Consider the following 19,009-nt stretch of genomic DNA (forward strand, 5'->3'; position numbering starts at 1 on the left):
GGACCGCGGGACCGGCCGCCACCGGGTTGCGGAACCGGTTGGAAGGACGGACATGGCCAAGGAAGAACTGATCGAAATGCGCGGGCGCGTCGAGGAAGTGCTGCCCGACTCGCGCTATCGCGTCGTGCTCGAGAACGGGCACACCCTCGTCGCCTACAGCGGCGGCAAGATGCGCAAGAACCACATCCGCATCATCGCCGGCGACTATGTGACGCTGGAGCTGTCGCCCTACGACCTGAACAAAGGCCGCATCATGTTCCGCCACCTGCCGCCCCGCGGCAGCGAAGGCAACCCGGCGCCGATGGGCGGCCAGCGGCGCTGAGGCGCTGCCCGGGCACGCGCAACGCGCGGTGGCGTGGGACAGCGGCCCCGGCGTGCCGAATCTGAATTCCGCAAGCGAGCGCAGTCGCTGCTTTGCTCCCTGGCGTCCAGGGCGAGGCTGCAGGGGGTGGGCGCCGGGGCGCATGCGCGGCGCCTCGTTGGCATCCGGGGTGGCGCGGCAGGCGGCGCCTTCCAGGGCCTCATGCAGGGCCGGTTCCGTGCTCCGGCCTGCGGCCTTTCGCACAGTCACAGCGCCCGCTTCCACGGGGCCGGCGCGCACGCGGTCGAACTCGCTGCGCCTGCGGCTCCGCTCAAACACCGCCCGCGAGTCAGAAGCTCAAACGGACTTCGCTCCCGCTGGTCGCTCGCTGCGCGCCGGCCCCGTTCGCGGTGCCGTCCCTGAAATCGGCCCCGGCAGGCACCGCCTGCCGCGCGGAACCGGCGGTGCGGGCCCGGGCACGCGCCCCGCTCTGACTCGTCATTCCCGCGAAGGCGGGAATCCAGTCCGCCGCGCGCAGCGCGGCTTCGTGCGAGCACAAGCTCAGAGTTCGTTTGCGGGAACGACACTGGTCGCGAGCGTGCGTCGAACGTGCGTCGGACGCACAAAGCTCGGTCAAACCCTGCCAGGGAGGCGCACTGCGTCCAAGGCTGCAGGGGGTGGGCGCCGGGGCCGATTTATTGAGGCCGAGTGACGCGCGCGGGTGCGCACCCCTGCGCGCAGCCGCAGGCTGCCAAGCTCGTCGTGAACCACTGACTCGCGGGCCGTGTTTGAGCGGAGCCGCAGGCGCAGCGAGTTGGACCGCGAGGGGTGCGCACCCGCCAAGCACAGCGCGACTGTGCGAAAGGGCTGCCAAGCCCGGAGCACGGAGAGGCCGGGCATGAGGCCCCGGCGCCCACCGCCTGCGGCCTCGCCCTGGACGCCAACGGGCAAAGACAGCCCGGCGAAGGATCGGCGCGGCGCTCAGCGCCCGGCCGCTTGCTCTGCCGGCGGCTGCGTCCAGCCGCCCCCCAGCGCCCGGTACAGCAGCACCTGGTTCTGCAGGCGCGCGAGCCGGGTCTGGACTTCGGCCTGCCGGGCGGTGAAGAACGAGCGCTGCGCATCCAGCAGGTCGAGCGAGCTGGACACGCCGGCGTCGTAGCGCATCTGCGAGAGCTTCAGCCGCACCGACTCCGCCTCGGCGACGCGGCCCTGGGCCTGCAGCTGGTCGGCCAGCGTGGCGCGGCCCGCGAGCGCATCCGAGACTTCCTTGAACGCCTGCTGGATCGATCGCTCGTACTGCGCGATGGCGACGTCGCGCGAGACGTTGGCCGATCGCAGGCCGGCCTCGTTGCGGCCGAAGTCGAAGATCGGCAGCAGCAGCGACGGCGCGACCGTGTAGGCCCACTTGCCGCCGCCGTCGAACAGGCCCGACAGCTGGCTGCTCGCGCGGCCCACGCTGGCGGTGAGCGAGATGCGCGGGAAGAACGCAGCGCGCGCGGCGCCGATGTTGGCGTTGGCGGCCTGCAGCAGCTGCTCGGCCTGGCGCACGTCGGGACGCGCGGCGAGCACCTCGGACGGCACGCCAGCGGGGACGTCGGGCAGCGTGATCGCAGCCAGCGTCGTGCCGGTGGTGAAGTCCGCCGGCACGGCCTGGCCGACCAGCAGGCCCAGCGTGTTCAGGTCCAGCGCGCGCTGGCGCTCCAGCTGCGCCAGCGAGGCGCGGGCCGACTCGGCCAGCGACTGCGCGAGGCGGAAATCCAGCTCGGAGGACACGCCCTGGTCGAAGCGCAGCTTGGTCAGGCGCAGCGACTCGTCGCGGGTGGCCAGCGTCTGGCGGGTGACCGCGAGCAGTTCCTCGTCGGCCACCACGCCCAGCCAGGCATTGGCCACCGACGCCACCAGCGAGACCTGGGCCGCCTTGCGGCCTTCCTCGGTGGCGAGGTACTGGTTGACGGCGGCTTCGCCCAGGCTGCGCAGGCGGCCGAAGAAGTCGATCTCCCAGGCACTGACGGCCAGGCCGGCCTGGAAGCTGTTGACCTGGTTGCCGTTGGACGGGTTGGGCGAGCGGCTGGCATTGAGGCCGACACCGACCGTGGGGAAGAGGTCGGCGCGCCGGATGTCGTAGGTGGCCCGTGCCTGCTCGATGTTGAGCATGGCGACGCGCAGGTCGCGGTTGTTGGCCAGCGCGGTCGCGATCAGCCCGCGCAGCTTCTCGTCGGCGAAGAAGGCCTGCCAGTCGACCGACGCGGCGGTCGCGCCCTCGGTGGCGGACGGGTACGCGAATGCCGCGGGCACGGGCGCGGCGGGTCGCTCGTAGGTGGGGATGAAGGAACAGCCGGCGAGGGCCGCGGCCGCGGCGCCCGCGATGGCGAGGTGGCGCAATGTCGTCATACCTGGTCCCCCCGCGTCGCGCCGGCCGGCAGTTCGCGTTCCAGTTCGTGGGCGTGCAGGCGGCGCTGCCGCTCGCTGCCCGGGAAGAGGCCGCGCACGACCACGAAGAAGATCGGCACGAAGAACACCGCCAGGCCGGTGCCGGTGAGCATGCCGCCCAGCACGCCGGTGCCGATGGCACGCTGGCTGGCCGAGCCGGCGCCGGAGGCGATCGCCAGCGGCAGCACGCCCAGGCCGAAGGCCATCGAGGTCATGACGATCGGGCGGAACCGCAGGTGCGCGGCGGCCAGCGCCGATTCGACCACGCCCTTGCCCTGCGCCTGCAGGTCCTTGGCGAACTCGATGATCAGGATGGCGTTCTTGGCCGACAGGCCGATGATGGTGATCAGGCCCACCTGGAAGTACACGTCGTTGGCGTAGCCGCGCAGCAGCGTGGCCAGCAGCACGCCCAGCACGCCCAGCGGCACCACCAGGATCACCGCCAGCGGGATCGACCAGCTCTCGTACAGGGCCGCCAGCGCCAGGAACACCGCCAGGATGGCGAACCCGTACAGGATCAGCGCCTGCGAGCCGGCGAGCTTCTCCTCGCGCGACTGGCCGGTCCACTCGAACGCGAAGCCGGGCGGCAGCTGCGCCGCCAGGCGCTCCATCTCGTCGAGCGCGGCGCCGGTGCTGGAGCCGGGCGCGGGCGCGCCGGAGATGCGCATGGCCGGATAGCCGTTGTAGCGCACGGTCTGCATGGCGCCGGTGACCCAGCGCGTGGTGGCGAACGCCGACAGCGGCACCGGCTTGCCCTGGCTGCTGACCACGTTCAGCCGCAGCAGGTCGTCCGGCTGCATGCGCGCGGGGGCGTCGGCCTGCACCACGACGCGTTGCAGGCGGCCGCGGTTGGGGAAGTCGTTGACGTAGGCCGAGCCCAGCGCGGTGCCCAGCGTGGCGTTGATCGACTCGAAGCCGACGCCCAGCGCCTGCGCCTTGTCGCGGTCGATGTCCACCTGCAGCTGCGGCGCGTCCTCCAGGCCGTCGGGGCGCACCTGCGACAGCAGCTTGCTCTGCGACGCCAGGCCCAGCAGCTGGTTGCGCGCGGCGACCAGCGCCTCGTGGCCGTGGCCGCCGCGGTCCTGCAGGCGGAAGGTGAAGCCCGAGGCCTGGCCCAGCTCGGGGATCGGCGGCGGGCTGAGCGGGAAGATGAAGGCGTCGCGCACGCCCATCAGCGCGCCGAACGCGCGACCGGCGATCGCCTGCGCCGAGTGCTGCTCACCCTTGCGCTCGTCCCAGGGCTTGAGCGTGACGAAGGCGAGGGCGGCGTTCTGGCCCTGGCCGGAGAACGAGAAGCCCAGCACGCCCACCATGCTCTGCACCTCGGGCTGCTTGAGGATGAAGGCCTCGACCTGCTCCATCACCTTGCCGGTGCGCTCCAGGGTCGCGCCCGGCGGCAGCTGCACGTTGACGATCAGGTAGCCCTGGTCCTCCTGCGGCAGGAACGAGGTCGGCAGGCGCGTGTAGAAGAAAGCGGCCGTCGCGGCGATCACCCCGTAGAGGATCAGCCAGCGAGCGGCGCGCCGCAGCAGGCGCGCCACCACGCCCTCGTAGCCGCCCGCGGTGCGCCGGAACCCCCGGTTGAAGGCGCCGAAGAAGCCGGCCTTCTCCACGTGGTGCCCGGCCTCGACCGGCTTGAGCAGCGTGGCGCACAGCGCCGGCGTGAGCGACAGGGCCATGAAGGCCGAGAACGCGATCGACGCGACCATCACCGCCGCGAACTGGCGGTAGATGTTGCCGGTGGAGCCGGCGAAGAAGGCCAGCGGCACGAACACCGAGATCAGCACCACCGTGACGCCGATGATGGCGCCCTGGATCTGGCCCATCGCCTTGCGCGTGGCCTCGCGCGGGGGCAGGCCCTCCTCGCTCATGATGCGCTCGACGTTCTCGACCACCACGATGGCGTCGTCCACCACGATGCCGATCACCAGCACCATGCCGAACATGGTCAGCACGTTGATCGAGAACCCCAGCGCCAGCAGCGCGCCGAACGTGCCCAGCAGGGCGACCGGCACCACGAGCGTCGGGATGATGGTGTAGCGCCAGTTCTGCAGGAACAGGAACATCACCAGGAACACCAGCGCCACGGCCTCCAGCAGCGTCTCGACCACCTGCTTGATCGAGATGCGCACGAAGCGCGAGCTGTCGTACGGGATGTCCCACTTCATGCCGCGCGGAAAGTAGGGCGCCAGCTCGCCCATGCGCTTGCGCACCGCGTCGGCGGTGGCCAGCGCATTGCCGCTGGGCGACAGCTGCACGCCGATGCCGGTGGAGGGCTTGCCGTTCAGGCGCGCGGAGCTGGCGAACGACTGCGCGTTCAGCTCGATGCGGGCCACGTCCTTCAGCCGCACGGTCGAGCCGTCGGTGTTGGCGCGCAGCACGATGTTGCCGAACTGCTCGGGCGTGGACAGCTGGCCGCGCACGACCACGGTGGCCGAGATCTGCTGGCCCGGCACGTTGGGCAGGTCGCCGATGGTGCCGGCGGACACCTGCGCGTTCTGCGCCCGGATGGCGCTGTTGACCTCGGCCACCGACAGGTTGAAGCCCACCAGCTTGTCCGGGTCGATCCAGATGCGCATGGCCGCCTCGGTGCCGAACAGCTGCGCCTGGCCGACGCCGGGCAGGCGCTGGATCTCGGGCAGCACGTTGCGCGAGGCGTAGTCGCCCAGGTCCACCGGCGTGTAGTTGGGGTCGTCCGAGGACAGGATGGTGAACAGCAGGAAGTTCGAGCGCGCCTTTTCCACGCGCACGCCCTGCTGCGTCACGGCCTGGGGCAGGCGCGGGGTGGCGCGGGCCAGCCGGTTCTGCACGTCCACCTGCGCCAGGTCGGCGTTGGTGCCCGGCTCGAAGCTGATGGTGATGGAGCCGACGCCGTTGGCCTGCGTCACGGACTCCATGTAGATCAGGCCGGGCGAGCCGTTGATCTCCTGCTCGATGACGGTGATGACGCTTTCTTCCAGCGTGCTGGCCGAGGCGCCGGGATAGACCGCGGTGACCACGATGGTCGGCGGGGCGACCGGCGGGTACTGCGCGATCGGCAGCTTGGTGATCGACACGCTGCCGACCACGATCAGGAACAGCGCGATGACCCACGCGAAGATGGGCCGGTCGATGAAGAACTTGGCCATGCGGCGTGGCCCCCGTCAGGACTTCTTGGCCGCGGACGCGCTCGCGCGCGGGGCCGAGGCGCCGCCGGCCGGGGCGCTGGCCGCCCCAGCGGCCGCCGGGGCGTTGCCGCTCCAGGGCACCGGCTTGACGGGCGCGCCGGGCCGCATCTTCTGGAAGCCGTCGACGATCACCTGCTCGCCGGCCTTGAGGCCGTCCAGCACCACCCACTTGCCGTCCTGCGAGCCGCTGATCTTGACCGGGCGCGGCTGCACCTGGCCGTCGGCGGCCACGACCATGACGCTGTCGCCCTGGCCCGAGCGCGTGACGGCCTGCTGCGGCAGCAGGATGGCGTTGCTGGCCTTGGCCTGCTCGAGCCGCACGCGCACGTACATGCCGGGCAGCAGCAGGCCCTGGCCGTTGGGGACCTCGGCGCGCAGCGAGACCTGGCCGCTGGTGGGATCGACCGTCAGGTCCGAGAACAGCAGGCGCGCGGGCTGCGGGTACTCGCTGCCGTCTTCCAGCAGCAGCTTGACCGCCGTGCCGTCCCGGCCGGCCTGCTTCAGGCGGCCCTGCGCCATCGCGCGGCGCAGGTTCAGCAGCTCGGTGGACGACTGCGTGATGTTCACGAACAGCGGGTTGATCTGCTGCACCACGGCCAGCGGCGTGGCCTCGCCCTGGCCCACCAGCGCGCCCTCGGTGACGAGCGCCCGGCCGATGCGGCCCGAGATGGGCGACGTCACCAGCGCGTAGTTCAGGTTGATCTGCGCGGTCTTCACCGCCGCCTGGCCGGCGGCGACCTCGGCCTCGGCGGCCTTCTCGGACGCCACGGCATTCGCGAATTCCTGCTTGCTGATCGCGTTGGCCTCGACCAGCGGCTTGTAGCGTTCGGCCAGCGCGCGCGCCTGGCCCAGGTTGGCCTGCGCCCGCGCGAGCGTGGCCTTGGCGGTGGCCTCGGCCGCCTGCAGCTGCGCCGGGTCGATGCGGAACAGCGGCTGCCCCGCCTTGACGTCGCTGCCTTCGCGGAACAGGCGCTCCTGCACGATGCCGGCGGCGCGCGCGCGCACCTGCGCGATGCGCGAGGCCTCGAGCCGGCCAGGCAATTCGGTGACCAGGCCCACGTCGCCCACCGACACCGTCACCACGCCGACTTCCGGTGGCGGCATGCCGCCGCCCGGGCCGCCTTGCGCCGCCGCGGCGTTGTCGGACTGCTTGCCGCAGGCGGCCAGCAGCAGGCTGGCGACGACGACGAGGAGGGGCAGGGGTGAGCGCGGGCGCAGGTCGGCCATGGTGCCTTGGACGGTGGGGGCAAAGCGCCGCAGTATACGAATCCGGTGCGTCTCGGGAGTGAGGAGGGACACTCACCGGAACGGGGCGCGCACGCTCTTCATTGGTGCCCGCTCACCGCGGTCTCGGCACCTGCGTGCCACAATCGCCCGCGCCCCGACCGGGGCCGACGCCGCCCCTCGCGTGGCGCGACGCACGCCGTCAGACCGGCGGCGCGGATCTCCGGCCGGCCGCGCAAGGAGCAGGAAGCATGAGCGACACGCTGCAGCGCGTGCTGTACGTCGAGGACGATGCGGACATCCGCACCATCGCGGGACTCGCGCTGGAAACCGTGGGCGGGCTCACGCTGCAGGCCTGCGCGTCCGGCGCCGAGGCGCTGTCGGTGGCCGAGCGGTTCGCGCCCGACCTGCTGCTGCTGGACGTGATGATGCCGGGCATGGACGGCCCGACGACGCTGCAGCGCCTGCGCGGGCTGCCGGCCATCGCGCAGGTGCCGGTGGTGTTCATGACGGCCAAGGTGCAGGCCGGCGAGGTCGAGCAGTACAAGGCGCTCGGCGCCATCGGCGTCATCACCAAGCCGTTCGACCCGATGACGCTGGCCAGCCAGGTGCAGGCGCTCTGGCGGCAACGCGCGGGCGGCCGCTAGGCCGCCCGGCCCATCACGATCACTCCTTCTTGGAGCCGTCCGACTTCTTGTAGTTGCCGTAGGCCTGGTCCATCCGCTTCTGGCGGTCCGTGCCGGCGACCGGCTTGTCGCTGTCGCTCGCGGCCGGGGCGCCCATGGCGCGGGTGTCGCGGTCCTTGTCGGTGTCGGTGCGGGCCTGGTCGGCCTTGTCCTTGGCCTTGTCGTCGCCGCGGTGGAAGGCGTTCTTGGTCGCCTCGCCCATGCGGTGGAAGGCGCTCTTGGCCTTGTCCACGAGCGAGGGGCCCGAGGATTGCTCGGTGGTGGTCGTGGTGGACGTCGTCTTGCCGGCATCCTGCTGTGCCAGGGCGCTGCCGCCGGCCAGGGCGAGGGCGCAGCCGAGTGCGATGAGGGATCGTTTCATGGAGGACTCCTTTCGTTGGTTCTGCCGATGCCCTGATCTGATCGCCTGCAGCCTCGCTGAGCTTGTCGGACACGGTTGGCAGTGTGCGTAGGGCGCACGGGGACGCCTGGCGCGTTCTGCGTTAAGGTGCGATGGCAACCACTGCCATAGCCCGCCCATGACCACTGCCTTCGACCTGTCCGAAGTTGTCCGCGGCCTGCGTGCCGCCCGCGACGACTGGCGCGCCGCCCACCACCGCCAGGGCGAGGTGCGCGGGCGCGAGCTGCCCTCGCCGCAAGCGGTGGAGTCGCTGGTCGAACAGCTCAAGGGCGCGCTGTTCCCGATGCGGCTGGGCCCGGCGCACCTGCGCCAGGACGGCGAGGACTTCTATGTCGGCCACACCCTGGACGCCGCGCTGCTGGCGCTGTTCGGCCAGGCCGTGCTGGAGCTGCGGCACGCGAGCCGCGACGCGCCGGCGGCCGCGACCGAGCGCGAGGCGAACGAGCAGGCCACGGCCGTGGTGCGCGATTTCGCCAACGGCCTGCCGGCGATCCGCCGCGTGCTCGACACCGACGTGCTGGCCGCCTGGCAGGGTGATCCGGCCGCGCGCAGCGTGGACGAAGTGCTCCTGTGCTACCCCGGCGTGCTGGCCCTGATCCACCACCGGCTCGCGCATGCGCTGTACCGGCTGGGGCTGCCGCTGCTGGCGCGCATCGTGGCCGAGATCGCGCACAGCCGCACGGGCATCGACATCCATCCGGGCGCCCGCATCGGCGCGGGGTTCTTCATCGACCACGGCACGGGCGTCGTCATCGGCGAGACCGCGGTGATCGGCGAGCGCGTGCGGCTGTACCAGAACGTCACGCTCGGCGCCAAGCGGTTCCCGGTCGCCGAGGACGGCACGCTCGCCAAGGGCCTGCCGCGTCACCCGATCCTGGAGGACGACGTCGTGATCTATGCCGGCGCCACGGTGCTCGGGCGCGTGACCATCGGCAAGGGCGCGACGATCGGCGGCAACGTCTGGCTCACGCACGACGTGCCGGCGGGCGGCAGCGTGTCGCAGGCCAGGACGAGCGAAGGGCAGGGCGTGGCCTGAGCCGCGCCGGCGTTCAGCGGCGTGGCCGCGCCGCCGCCCGCAGGCGGCTCGAGTGCATCAGCCGGATCTGGCACTTGCCCAGCACCGCCAGCAGCGCCTCCTTCGGGTCGTCGAAGGGCCCGGCCGAGACCTTGCGCAGCACCTCGCCCGCATCCCACACGGAGGCCGGGCGGTCCACGCAGACCTTGGCGTAGCCGAAGTGGCCATCGGACGTGGCGACGGTGTAGCAGGCGAGGTGGAAGCCGTGCACGGGGCCGATGATCTTCTCGACGTCGGTGGCGACGGGATTCATTCGAGGGGTCCCGGGCGGGTGTTGCGGCCTTGGCGCAGGTACGGGCCGATGCTGTCCGCACCCTCGCCGCTGCGCTCGCCGGGCGGCGGCAGGGGATCCGGGTCCGCCTTGCGGGTCTTGACCTTGCCCAGCAGTGTCCGGATCAGTGCACTCGGCGTCAGCCTGCTCATCGTCGCTGCCCGTTTGCCTCGCATTCGCTCTCCCCACGCTCCCACGTGTGTTCCGATTGGCTGAGCTTCGTGGCTTGGCCGGCCGCAATCAAGGCGGCAGGTGCAACACGCGTAACTCGGCCGTTACGGGGCGAGGGGAGACGGGGCGCGCGCGAGGCGCGTCGCGCGTCAGGCGCGGGCGCGCTGAACCCAGGTGGTGGTCGGCGCGTGGCGGCGGAAGGCCCAGCGCAGGCCGATGCGCAGCAGCCAGGCGAGCACCAGTGCCGTGCCGAGCGCCAGCGCGCTGTGCAGCATGCTGGCCATGCGGCGCTGGACGGGCGCGTCGCCGGCGGCGGGGGCGGCCCGGTCGGGGTGGATCGCTTCGGCGGCGGTGCAGGACTCGGCCACGACCGTCTGCAGCTGCCGGCCGGACAGGTCACGCACCGTGACGCGGCAGCCTGGCGGCTCGGCGGCGTCGCTGGCATGCAGCAGCGACAGCGCATAGTCCGGCGCCGTGCCGCTTGGCAGCCACGGCGCGATCGCGATGCGCAGCGCCACGACCAGCAGCACCAGCGTGCAGGCGGTCCAGGTGCCGGCGTAGGCGGCAAAGCCGCGCGGCGTCATGGCCTTGCGCGTCGTTCGCTGGGCGCGGCAGGTGCCGCACGCGGCCACCCCGGCCGCCACCGGCGAGTGGCAGATCGGGCAACGGAGCGCGCGGGTGTGGGGCACGGTTGGCGATCATGCAGCCTCCAACGGCCGAGTCAAGGCGCGGCGAACGCGACCGTGCGCGCGTGAGGCGCCGTCCTACACCCATCCGTGGCGCAGGGTGCGGACAATGCCCTGCATGAGAGACGGACGATGTGAACAGGGCGAGCAGGTCCAGCAGGACCGCGGCGGCGCCGTGATGCAGGTGGTGATCAGCGGCGCCACCCACGCGTACTGCGAGTGGTACGTGGGCGGCCGCAAGCAGCACAGCGTGTTCCGCCACGAGCAGCTGGTGCCCTACCGCCCCGTCGACCGCAGCCGCCGCGCCAGCGGCAGCGAGCGTCCCGCGAGCTAGGCCCCGCGGCCAGGGTCCCCGGCCGGCGCGTCGCGCGCCTCGTCCCCTTCTTCCACGTCGTCGGTGTCCTCCAGCTGCTGCAGCTGGTAGAGGCGCTGGTAGATGCCGCCGTCGATGGCCATCAGCGCATCGTGCGTTCCCAGTTCGGCGACGCGGCCGTGGTTGAGCACCACGATGCGATCCGCCTCGCGCACGGTGGACAGGCGGTGCGCGATGGCAACCACCGTCACCTTCCCGTGCAGGCCGGCCAGGGCGCGCTGGACGACCTGCTCGGTCTCCGAGTCGATGTGCGCCGTGGCCTCGTCGAGGAACAGGATGCGCGGGTCGCCGGCCAGCGCACGGGCGATGGCGACCAGCTGCTTCTGGCCGACGGACAGCCGCGCGCCGCCTTCGCCCAGCGGCGTGTCGTAGCCCTGCTCGAGCGCCACGATGAAGTCGTGCGCATGCGCGGCGCGCGCCGCCGCCTCGACCTGCGCGTGCGGGATCGTGCGCCCCATCGCGATGTTCTCGCGCGCGGTGGCGGCCAGCAGGAACGGCTCCTGCGGCACCAGGCCGACGCGGTCGCGCAGGTGGTCCTCGCCGATCTGCTCCAGCGGCGTGCCGTCGATGCGGATGCTGTTGGCCGGCGCGGGATAGAACCGCAGCAGCAGCGACAGCAGCGTGCTCTTGCCGCTGCCGGTGTGGCCCACGATGCCCCAGAAGCTGCCGGGGGCCACGTCCAGGTCGATGTCCTGCAGGACAGGCCGGCCGGGCTGGTAGGCGAACGACAGCTGCTCGATCCGGATGCCGCCCGCGCGCACCTCGCCGCGCGCCACGGCGTCGGGCGTTTCCGCCTCGCGCAGCAGCGCGTGCACGCGCGCGGCGCCCACCATGGCCTGCTGCAGCAGCGAGAACTGCATGGTGATCTGGGTGAGCGGTTCCACCACGCGGGCGATGTAGCTCACGAACGCGTACAGCACGCCGACCTCGACCGCCCCCAGCGCGCCGCCGTGGCTGCGCAGGCCGAACATGCCGATCACCGCCCCGAGCAGCACCACGTTGAGCAGGTCGAGCATCGGGCGCAGCAGCCAGGCGTTGGCGCGCAGCTCGGTCTGGCGCGACTCGTAGTGCTGCTGGTTCAGCGCCGCGAACCGCTCGCGAAAGCGCGCGCTGGCGTTGGCCGACTGCAGCACCGGCATGCCGGCGATCGACTCGGCCATCTGGGCATTGAGCTCGCTGCGCAGCTCGCGCGTGCGCGTCACCGCCGGCGCCGAGAGGCGCTGGTAGACGGCGACGATCAGGACCACGGCCGGCAGCAGCAGCGCCACCGCCAGCATCAGGCGCCAGTCCAGCCACAGCATGGCAATCGCGGCGCCCGCCAGCACGATCACGCTGTCGAGCATGACGAACAGCACCTGCACGTAAAGCGACTTGACCGCTTCGGTGTCGTTGGTCACCCGGCTCACGAGCTGGCCGGTGATGGCCCGGTCGAAGAACGCCATCGGCAGACGCAGCACGTGCGCGTAGACCTCCTCGCGCACCCGCTGCACCGAGCGCATGGCCAGCCCCGCCAGGCGCAGCAGCTGCCGGTAGCGCAGCCAGCTCGAGAGCATGCCGGCCGCGAGCGCGCCGGCGAGCAGCGCGCCGATCTCCACCAGCTGCGCATTGCGCGGCAGCAGGTAGTGGTCGATCAGGAACTTGCCGATCAGGGGGCCGCAGGCCTCGAGCGCCGCGGCGGCGACGAGCCAGGCGGTGGCCCACCAGAAGTGGCGGCTGTCGGGCCGCGCGGCGCGCACCAGCAGCCCGGCCGATTCGCCCAGCAGGTCGCGCCGGCTGGTCGAGCGGGGCTCGGGCAGGGAGGAGGAGGCGAGGGAATCAGCTGGCATCGAGGCTGGCCTGCAGTTGCTGGTAGCGCCACTGGCGCGCGTACCAGCCGTCGTGCGCGAGCAGGCTCGCGTGGTCGCCGTGCTCGGCGATGCGTCCGCCCTGCAGCACGATCGTGTGGTCGGCATCCGCGACGGCGCTCAGCCGGTGCCCGGCGATGAGGACCGTGCGGCCCACGCGCGCCTGCCGCAGGTGCGCCAGGATGCGCGCCTCGGTCTCGGTGTCCACCGCCGACAGCGCGTCGTCGAGCAGGAGCAGCGGCGCGTCGGCGAGCAGCGCCCGCGCGATCGCCACGCGCTGGCGCTGGCCGCCCGACAGCGTGACGCCGCGCTCGCCCACCGGCGTGTCGTAGCCGCGCGGCAGGCGCAGGATGTCGTCGTGCACGGCGGCCAGGCGGGCCGCCTCGACCACCTGCTCGCGGCTGGCGCCGGGCCGGGCCAGCGCGATGTTGTCGGCCACCGAGGCCGAAAAGAGGAAGGCCTCCTGCGGCACCCAGGCGATCGCGTCGCGCAGCGCGTCGAGCGTGTAGTCGCGCAGCTCGGTGCCGTTCCACGCGATGCCCCCGGTTTCGGGCGCGTGGTGGCGCAGCAGCATGCGCAGCAGCGTCGACTTGCCGGCGCCGGTGGGGCCGACCAGGCCCACGGTCTGCCCGGGCTCGATGCGCACCGTCACGTCGCGCAGCGCGGCGCGCTGCTGGCCGGGATAGTGGAACGACACGTTTTCCAGCTGCAGCGGCCCGGGCGTCACCGGCGGCTGCGCGCCGTGGTCGTCCACCGACAGCGGTGCGTCCAGCACCGGCTGCAGGCGGCTCCAGGCGGCGGTGCCGCGCTGCAGCAGCGAGAGCACCCAGCCGGCCGCGAACATCGGCCAGATCAGCTGGCCCAGGTACATGCTGAAGCTGGTGAGCTGGCCGACCGTGAGCTGGTCGTGCCACACCAGCCAGCCGCCCACGCCGAGCGTCAGCACCGTGGCGGCGCTGAGCGTGAAGCCCACGGCCGGCTCGTAGGCGGCCTCCCAGCGCTGCGCATCGAGGCTGGCCTCGGCGGCCCCGGACGCGAGCTGCGAGAAATGCGCCGTGCTGCGCGCCTGCAGGCCGAGCGCGCGCACGGTGCGCACGCCGGCGAGCGTTTCCTGCACATGGTCGTTCAGGTGGCCGAACCGCTCCAGCGACAGGCGCGAGGCTTCGTGCACGTGGCGCGAGATCCACCAGAAGGACAGTGCCATCAGCGGGAAGGGCAGCAGCGCGAAGGCGGCCAGGCGCGCATCGACGCCGAGCCACATGGCGGCCACCACCAGCACCAGCGTGAGCGTGCCGTCGAAGCCGGCCAGCATGGCCTCGCCCGCGGCCATCTCCACCGCGTCGATGTCGTTGGTGGCCAGCGCCATCAGGTTGCCGGTGCGGCTGGTCTGGAAGAACGCCGGCCCCTGCAGCGACAGGCGCGCATAGAGCCGCTGGCGCAGCTCCACGCCCAGCCGGTAGGCCGCCGCGTACAGCTGCAGCCGCCAGCCCACGCGCAGGAAGTACACGACCGCACCGGCCGCGACCAGCAGCAGCAGCTCGCGCGCGAGGGCCGCGCCGCCGAGCCGGCTGGCCGCCAGCTCGTCCACCATGTGGCCGACCTGGCGCGGGATCCACACCGTGAGCAGCGCGATGCCCGCGAGCATTCCCCCGGACGCGGCATAGGCGGTCCAGTGGCGGCGCAGGAACGAGCCGATCAGGCGGTACAGGGACATGGATGGAGCGGCGATTCGCGCGCGGGCGCCATGGCGCGGGGGCGCGTGCGCGTGCGCGAGGCGAAACGCGCGATTCTAAGGAGTCGGTGCCATCGGCGGGAGGCCGTTGTGCGCGAGTTGCGCGGGCGGGTCTGGGCGGCGTGGCTCGGGGCGCGGTTGGTTGGCCTGACTTGGAGGCGGCGGGCGACATCGCTTGGGGAGGGCGGGCTGCGGGGGCGGCGCGGCAGGCGGCGTCCGTCGGGGGCTCATGCCGTGGCGGTTCCGTGCTGCGCTGCGCTCGCACAGGAACATCGCGCGCCTTGCGTGGCCGGCCCGCAGCGGCCGAACTCGTTGCGCGCTGCGCGCGCCACTCAGACAAGCGGCCGCAAGCCAGTGGTTCATCAACGAGCTTCGCTCCTGCGTCGCTCGCAGCGGGCCGGCCACTGCGGCGTGCCGCCCCGGAAATCGCCCCCGCCAGACACCGCCTGCCGCGCTGGGCACCTTGTGCGCGATCGGGCAGGGCCTGGGTCAAGCCGCATTGTTTTCGCCGCCGCTGAGGGCGGAACGACGCTCGTGCGAAAGCGTGGATTCCCGCTTTCGCGGGAATGACAGGCGAGGGTGCATTGGCGTGGCCGGCCACGCATGTGCGTCCGGCGTGCGCGCCCAGGCATGTGCGCCAGGCATGGGTGCCACGCATGGGCGGGCCAGGCACGCGGCCTAGAGGGGCGCGCCCAAGAGTGGCGTGGCCAAGGCACCCGCAGGCGGCCCGGCCTGGTGGGGGGCTCCACCACTGCCCGCAGGCGGCAGGGCGATGCACGTCGGGGGCGATTTCTGGCCTGAGCGTTGCCGCAGGGGCGCGGGCCCTGGCGAGCTCCCGCAGGGAGCGCAGCTCGACATGAACCTCTGACTCGCGGCACGTGTTTGAGCGGAGCCGCAGGCGCAGCGAGTTGTGCCGCGTGGGCCCGCGCCCCGGAAGGCAACGCGCGACTGTGCGTGAGCCGCAGGCGAAGCACGGAGAGGCCAGCATGAGCCCCTGGCGGGCATCGCCCTGCCGCCCGCCCCAGGTGCCCACCCCGCCCCTCCCGAACCCAAGCCCCGAACCCGTCCCGAACCCGGCCCCGAACCCAGCGCAACCCCGGATGCCCGCCAAGGCCCTGCTCGGTTACGCTGCGCGCCACCCCCTGGAGGAGACACCCATGCGCTCACCGACCTTCGTCCCCCGCGCGGCCGTGTTGGCCGTTGTCCTTGCACTGGCCGGTTGCGCCACCGGCCCGGCGCCGCGCGAGGGGGCCGCGCGCCTGCAGCGCATCGGCCACGTGGTGGTGATCTACGCCGAGAACCACAGCTTCGACAACATGTACGGCCTGTTCCCCGGTGCCAACGGCATCGCGAACGCCAAGCCCGAGAACTACGTGCAGCGCGACCACGACGGCCAGCCGCTGCCCGAGCTGGTGGTGTTCGGGCCCGACGGCAAGCCGGATGCGCGCTTCCCGCGGCTGCCGAACAAGCCGTTCCGCATCGATGCGCCGCCGGTCAGCCGGCCGCCGACGACCATCGTGCCGAGCCCGATCCACGCCTTCTTCCACAACCAGGAACAGATCGACGGCGGGCGCAACGACAAGTTCGCCGCCATGTCCAACGTCGGCGGCTGGGTCATGGGCCACTACGACGGCAGCCAGTTCCGGATGTGGAAGTGGGCGCAGGAATACACCCTGGCGGACAACTTCTTCATGGGCGCGTTCGGGGGCTCGTACCTGAACCACCAGTACCTGGTCTGCGCCTGCGCGCCCCGGCACGACAACGCCCCGGCCTCGATGCGCGCGGCGCTCGACGACAGCGGCAAGCTGCAGAAGAAGCCCGGCTCGCCCTCGGCGCGCGAAGGCGCGGTGCAGGTGGTCAACGGCGGGCAGGTGACGCCGGACGGCTGGTCGGTCAACACCTCGCAGCCGCCCTGGCAGCCCAGCGGCGTGCCGCCGGCGCCCAACGGCCCGGCCACGCATGCCAATCCGGCCGGCACCGCCGCCCAGGGCGTGCCGGTGCCGCCGCAGACCGCGCGCACGATCGGCGACACGCTGTCGGCCAGGAACATCAGCTGGGCCTGGTACGCGGGCGGCTGGAAGCAGGCGCTGGCCGACGGCACGCAGCCGGCGAGCGTCAAGCGCAGCGTCATCTACACGCGCTCGGACAGCTCGCCCAACTTCCAGCCGCACCACCAGCCGTTCAACTACTTCGCCCGCTTCGCGCCCGGCACCGCCGACCGCGAGCTGCACCTGAAGGACGGCGCGGACTTCATGCAGGCCGTCGATGCCGGCACGCTGCCGGCGGTGAGCTTCTACAAGCCCGCGGGCGTGAACACGCAGCACCCCAGCTACACGGACATCATGACCGGCGACGAGCACATCGCCGGGCTGCTGGAGCGCCTGCGCCGAAGCCCGCAGTGGAAGGACATGCTGGTGATCGTCACCTACGACGAGAACGGCGGCTACTGGGACCACGTGCCGCCGCCCAGCGGCCCGGGCTGGGGCGACCGCTTCGGGCCGGGAACGCGCATCCCGACCCTGCTGGTCGGCCCGATGGTGAAGAAGGGCTTCGTGGATTCGACGCCCTACGACACCACGTCGATCCTGAAATTCCTCACCGAGCGCTTCGGCCTCGAGCCGCTGCCCGGCGTGCGCGAGAAGGTGGGCAACCTGGCCAACGCGCTGCAGTGAGGCGGGCGGCTCAGGCCGCCACCTGCAGCCACGGCCAGCGCGCGCGGTACGAGGCGACCTTGGCCTCGAACAGGGCCGCGTGCGGCGTCAGCGGGTTGGGACTCAGGCGACCGGCCGCCACGCCGTCCAGCCCGTGGGGCGCGTAGACGGCCCAGCCATCGGGCGCGGGCCGCACGGCGACGCAGGTCTCGCGCACCAGGAAGCGGTCGATCCCATCGCGCGCGTCGCGCAGCGCCGGATACGGATGGCCGAAATGGGACTCGTACCAGAGGTGCACGCGCGCCTGGTTCTTGGCTTCCGCGGTGATGCGCAGGTCCGCCAGCACGGTGTCCACCCGGCGCTGCACCGCCGCCTCGGCCGCCTCGCCCAGGTCGGTGGCGTCGAAGTAGAAGAGGTCGTAGTCGCGGATCCCGTCCTGCGGCGCGCGGCCGGCGCGCAGGTTCCACACGGTCTGGAACAGGCAGCCCGCCACCAGCCAGCCATCGGGCAGGGCCAGCGCGTCCCAGCGGGCCAGGATGGCGGCGACCGCCTCGTTGCGCAGCACCTGCGCGACGAAGCGGTCGGCGGAATCGTCCGGATCGGCAGGCTGCGGCAGCATCGCCGCAGTGTGCCTCAGGGGCGCAGGCGCTGCGCCATCACGTCCTGGTCGCCGGCCACGCTGGCGGTCCACGCGGCCAGGAGCGCGTTGCCCGCGACCGGCACCACCTGCGGCACCGCGCCCGCCGTGGCGGCCGCGAACTCGGTGCCGACCGCGGCGCCGTTGGCGTCGTAACGCTGCGCGGCCAGGTCGCCGCCGGCGGTGGTCGGCAGGAACACCACGTAGCCGCCATCGGGCAGCGCGCTCGCGGCGACCGGCATGGTGCGCAGCGAGGTGGCCGACGACTGGGCCTGGCCCGAAGCGGTGTACAGCTGCATGGCGCCATAGGTCTGCACCGGCGACAGCAGCACCATGTTGCCGCCCTGCAGCGCGACCAGCCTGCTGCCTTCGGCGATGCCGACGGCGCCGGTGGGCAGCTGCGGCGCGGTCGCACCGTCGAAGCCCTGGTAATGCAGCACCGTGCGGCCCATCACGCGTGTGGCGGTGCCCACGAGGTAGCCGCCGTTCGGCGCGGTGACGAGTTGCAGCGTGGTCTCGCTGGCGCCGCTGCCCACCTGCACGGGGGCGCCGGCCGCCGAGCCGGCGGTGTCGAATCGCTGGGTCCAGAACTGCGGCACCTTGCCGGTGGAGTCCTCCGTGACCAGCGCCCACGAGACGATGAAGCCGCCGGCGCTCCAGTGCGCGACGGCCGGCTGCGCCACGTAGCGCATCGCCGTGGCGTTGATGCGGTCCTGCTCCACGGCCGCCACTTCCTGGGCATTGCCCAGCGGCGCGCCGGCCGCGCTGTAGTGGCGCACGACCACCGAGGTGCGCGTGATCCACGGCTGCGCATCGGACAGCGGCGCGGACAGCACGGAGGCGACCACGATGCTGCCGTCCGGCAGGACGTCCACCGCGGTGGCGACCTGCGCCGGATCGAGGGCGATCACGACTTCCGCGCCGTCGCGGGCGCCTTGCGCGTCGAAGCTCTGGGCGTGCACGGTGGGCGCGGCGCCTTCGAGCTGCGACTGCCAGGCGACGGTGGAGCGGCCGTCGGCCAACGCGGCGGTCGCCGCGACGGTCTGCTGGCCGGCGCTGTCTGCGTTCACCCGCTCGGGCGACGTGCCCGACGACGGCTGGGTCGGCTGCGCGGCCACCGACGACGTGCTCGAAGCGGGCTGGGTCGGCTGTGCAGTCACGGTGGAACCGGTGGGCGTGGGAAGCGGGTCGGCGGCGACGGGCCCCGGGGCGCTGCTGCCGCCTCCACCGCCGCAGGCGGCGAGCGCGGCCGCGAGGACCGCGGACAGGGTGATTGTCCGGAAGGCGTGGACTGCCGGGGTGGGAGTACTGCTGATCGTCATGTCCGTTCCTGCAATGGATGAGGCCATGCTAGGAACGGC

General features: G+C 72.5%; 16 protein-coding genes. 5 read left to right on the forward strand and 11 right to left on the reverse strand.

Annotated elements, in window-relative coordinates; genetic code table 11:
• The first annotated feature begins 52 nt into the window (after nt 1-52).
• Nucleotides 53-322, forward strand: coding sequence for a translation initiation factor IF-1 (infA, locus tag AC3ANR_RS07115; protein WP_488291182.1), 270 nt, complete (start codon nt 53-55; stop codon nt 320-322).
• Between the two features lie 960 nt (nt 323-1,282).
• On the opposite strand, the gene AC3ANR_RS07120 is transcribed toward infA, so the two are convergent.
• From AC3ANR_RS07120 to AC3ANR_RS07130, 3 genes are read right to left on the reverse strand one after another with little or no spacing between them, the layout of a single operon-like run.
• Nucleotides 1,283-2,692 carry an efflux transporter outer membrane subunit gene (locus AC3ANR_RS07120; RefSeq protein ID WP_488291183.1) on the reverse strand — a complete coding sequence of 470 codons (1,410 nt, stop codon included), beginning with the start codon at nt 2,690-2,692 and terminating at the stop codon, nt 1,283-1,285.
• On the reverse strand, nt 2,689-5,859 hold the full coding sequence (locus AC3ANR_RS07125; RefSeq protein WP_488291184.1) for an efflux RND transporter permease subunit: 3,171 nt from the start codon (nt 5,857-5,859) through the stop codon (nt 2,689-2,691). The genes AC3ANR_RS07120 and AC3ANR_RS07125 overlap by 4 nt, the downstream gene beginning before the upstream one ends.
• 15 nt (nt 5,860-5,874) lie before the next feature.
• Nucleotides 5,875-7,125, reverse strand: a complete 1,251-nt coding sequence (locus AC3ANR_RS07130; RefSeq protein WP_488291185.1) for an efflux RND transporter periplasmic adaptor subunit — start codon at nt 7,123-7,125, stop codon at nt 5,875-5,877.
• A 248-nt stretch (nt 7,126-7,373) separates the two neighbouring features.
• On the opposite strand from AC3ANR_RS07130, the gene AC3ANR_RS07135 reads away from it, so the two are divergent.
• Complete coding sequence (locus tag AC3ANR_RS07135) at nt 7,374-7,769, forward strand: response regulator (protein ID WP_488291186.1); 396 nt, start codon at nt 7,374-7,376, stop codon at nt 7,767-7,769.
• 19 nt (nt 7,770-7,788) lie between these two features.
• On the opposite strand, the gene AC3ANR_RS07140 is transcribed toward AC3ANR_RS07135, so the two are convergent.
• Nucleotides 7,789-8,169 (reverse strand): hypothetical protein, encoded by a 381-nt coding sequence (locus AC3ANR_RS07140; protein WP_488291187.1) that lies wholly within the window; start codon nt 8,167-8,169, stop codon nt 7,789-7,791.
• Between the two features lie 157 nt (nt 8,170-8,326).
• On the opposite strand from AC3ANR_RS07140, the gene epsC reads away from it, so the two are divergent.
• Nucleotides 8,327-9,244: a serine O-acetyltransferase EpsC gene (epsC, locus tag AC3ANR_RS07145; protein WP_488291188.1), complete on the forward strand. Its 918-nt coding sequence runs from the start codon at nt 8,327-8,329 to the stop codon at nt 9,242-9,244.
• Nucleotides 9,245-9,257: 13 nt separating this feature from the next.
• Here the strand turns inward: epsC and AC3ANR_RS07150 are convergent, their stop codons facing one another.
• The 3 genes from AC3ANR_RS07150 to AC3ANR_RS07160 form a co-directional block, all read right to left on the reverse strand.
• The gene (locus AC3ANR_RS07150; RefSeq protein WP_488291189.1) at nt 9,258-9,536 is read right to left on the reverse strand and encodes a hypothetical protein; all 279 of its coding nucleotides are present in this window, start codon (nt 9,534-9,536) and stop codon (nt 9,258-9,260) included.
• On the reverse strand, nt 9,533-9,706 hold the full coding sequence (locus AC3ANR_RS07155) for a hypothetical protein (protein WP_488291190.1): 174 nt from the start codon (nt 9,704-9,706) through the stop codon (nt 9,533-9,535). The genes AC3ANR_RS07150 and AC3ANR_RS07155 overlap by 4 nt, the downstream gene beginning before the upstream one ends.
• Nucleotides 9,707-9,874: 168 nt before the next feature.
• Nucleotides 9,875-10,414, reverse strand: coding sequence for a hypothetical protein (locus AC3ANR_RS07160; RefSeq protein ID WP_488291191.1), 540 nt, complete (start codon nt 10,412-10,414; stop codon nt 9,875-9,877).
• 115 nt (nt 10,415-10,529) lie between these two features.
• Here AC3ANR_RS07160 and AC3ANR_RS07165 point away from each other — a divergent pair, with 115 nt between their 5' ends.
• Nucleotides 10,530-10,745, forward strand: coding sequence for a hypothetical protein (locus tag AC3ANR_RS07165; protein ID WP_488291192.1), 216 nt, complete (start codon nt 10,530-10,532; stop codon nt 10,743-10,745).
• Here the strand turns inward: AC3ANR_RS07165 and AC3ANR_RS07170 are convergent.
• Both AC3ANR_RS07170 and AC3ANR_RS07175 read right to left on the reverse strand, forming a co-directional pair.
• Nucleotides 10,742-12,610 (reverse strand): ABC transporter ATP-binding protein, encoded by a 1,869-nt coding sequence (locus AC3ANR_RS07170; RefSeq protein WP_488291193.1) that lies wholly within the window; start codon nt 12,608-12,610, stop codon nt 10,742-10,744. The genes AC3ANR_RS07165 and AC3ANR_RS07170 overlap by 4 nt on opposite strands.
• Nucleotides 12,600-14,342 carry an ABC transporter ATP-binding protein gene (locus tag AC3ANR_RS07175; RefSeq protein ID WP_488291194.1) on the reverse strand — a complete coding sequence of 581 codons (1,743 nt, stop codon included), beginning with the start codon at nt 14,340-14,342 and terminating at the stop codon, nt 12,600-12,602. Before AC3ANR_RS07175 ends, AC3ANR_RS07170 begins: the two co-directional genes overlap by 11 nt.
• A gap of 1,175 nt (nt 14,343-15,517) precedes the next feature.
• Here AC3ANR_RS07175 and acpA point away from each other — a divergent pair.
• Complete coding sequence (gene acpA / locus AC3ANR_RS07180) at nt 15,518-17,032, forward strand: acid phosphatase (protein ID WP_488291195.1); 1,515 nt, start codon at nt 15,518-15,520, stop codon at nt 17,030-17,032.
• A 10-nt stretch (nt 17,033-17,042) separates the two neighbouring features.
• Here acpA and AC3ANR_RS07185 read toward each other — a convergent pair whose 3' ends face one another.
• On the reverse strand, nt 17,043-17,630 hold the full coding sequence (locus AC3ANR_RS07185) for a nucleotidyltransferase family protein (protein ID WP_488291196.1): 588 nt from the start codon (nt 17,628-17,630) through the stop codon (nt 17,043-17,045).
• A gap of 14 nt (nt 17,631-17,644) precedes the next feature.
• Entirely contained in the window at nt 17,645-18,970 is a 1,326-nt protein-coding gene (locus AC3ANR_RS07190; RefSeq protein ID WP_488291197.1) for a hypothetical protein, read from the reverse strand.
• Nucleotides 18,971-19,009: the final 39 nt, after the last annotated feature.

The organism is Ramlibacter sp. JJN2-2R (assembly GCF_057747835.1).

Excerpts from the sequence above, each read along its gene's own strand:
- AC3ANR_RS07140 (WP_488291187.1), bottom strand. The coding sequence starts at position 8,169 with ATGAAACGATCCCTCATCGCACTCGGCTGCGCCCTCGCCCTGGCCGGC.
- infA (WP_488291182.1), top strand. The coding sequence starts at position 53 with ATGGCCAAGGAAGAACTGATCGAAATGCGCGGGCGCGTCGAGGAAGTG.
- AC3ANR_RS07135 (WP_488291186.1), top strand. The coding sequence starts at position 7,374 with ATGAGCGACACGCTGCAGCGCGTGCTGTACGTCGAGGACGATGCGGAC.
- AC3ANR_RS07190 (WP_488291197.1), bottom strand. The coding sequence starts at position 18,970 with ATGACGATCAGCAGTACTCCCACCCCGGCAGTCCACGCCTTCCGGACA.
- AC3ANR_RS07170 (WP_488291193.1), bottom strand. The coding sequence starts at position 12,610 with ATGCCAGCTGATTCCCTCGCCTCCTCCTCCCTGCCCGAGCCCCGCTCG.
- acpA (WP_488291195.1), top strand. The coding sequence starts at position 15,518 with ATGCGCTCACCGACCTTCGTCCCCCGCGCGGCCGTGTTGGCCGTTGTC.
- AC3ANR_RS07155 (WP_488291190.1), bottom strand. The coding sequence starts at position 9,706 with ATGAGCAGGCTGACGCCGAGTGCACTGATCCGGACACTGCTGGGCAAG.
- AC3ANR_RS07125 (WP_488291184.1), bottom strand. The coding sequence starts at position 5,859 with ATGGCCAAGTTCTTCATCGACCGGCCCATCTTCGCGTGGGTCATCGCG.
- AC3ANR_RS07150 (WP_488291189.1), bottom strand. The coding sequence starts at position 9,536 with ATGAATCCCGTCGCCACCGACGTCGAGAAGATCATCGGCCCCGTGCAC.
- AC3ANR_RS07165 (WP_488291192.1), top strand. The coding sequence starts at position 10,530 with ATGAGAGACGGACGATGTGAACAGGGCGAGCAGGTCCAGCAGGACCGC.
- AC3ANR_RS07175 (WP_488291194.1), bottom strand. The coding sequence starts at position 14,342 with ATGTCCCTGTACCGCCTGATCGGCTCGTTCCTGCGCCGCCACTGGACC.
- AC3ANR_RS07185 (WP_488291196.1), bottom strand. The coding sequence starts at position 17,630 with ATGCTGCCGCAGCCTGCCGATCCGGACGATTCCGCCGACCGCTTCGTC.
- AC3ANR_RS07130 (WP_488291185.1), bottom strand. The coding sequence starts at position 7,125 with ATGGCCGACCTGCGCCCGCGCTCACCCCTGCCCCTCCTCGTCGTCGTC.
- AC3ANR_RS07120 (WP_488291183.1), bottom strand. The coding sequence starts at position 2,692 with ATGACGACATTGCGCCACCTCGCCATCGCGGGCGCCGCGGCCGCGGCC.
- epsC (WP_488291188.1), top strand. The coding sequence starts at position 8,327 with ATGACCACTGCCTTCGACCTGTCCGAAGTTGTCCGCGGCCTGCGTGCC.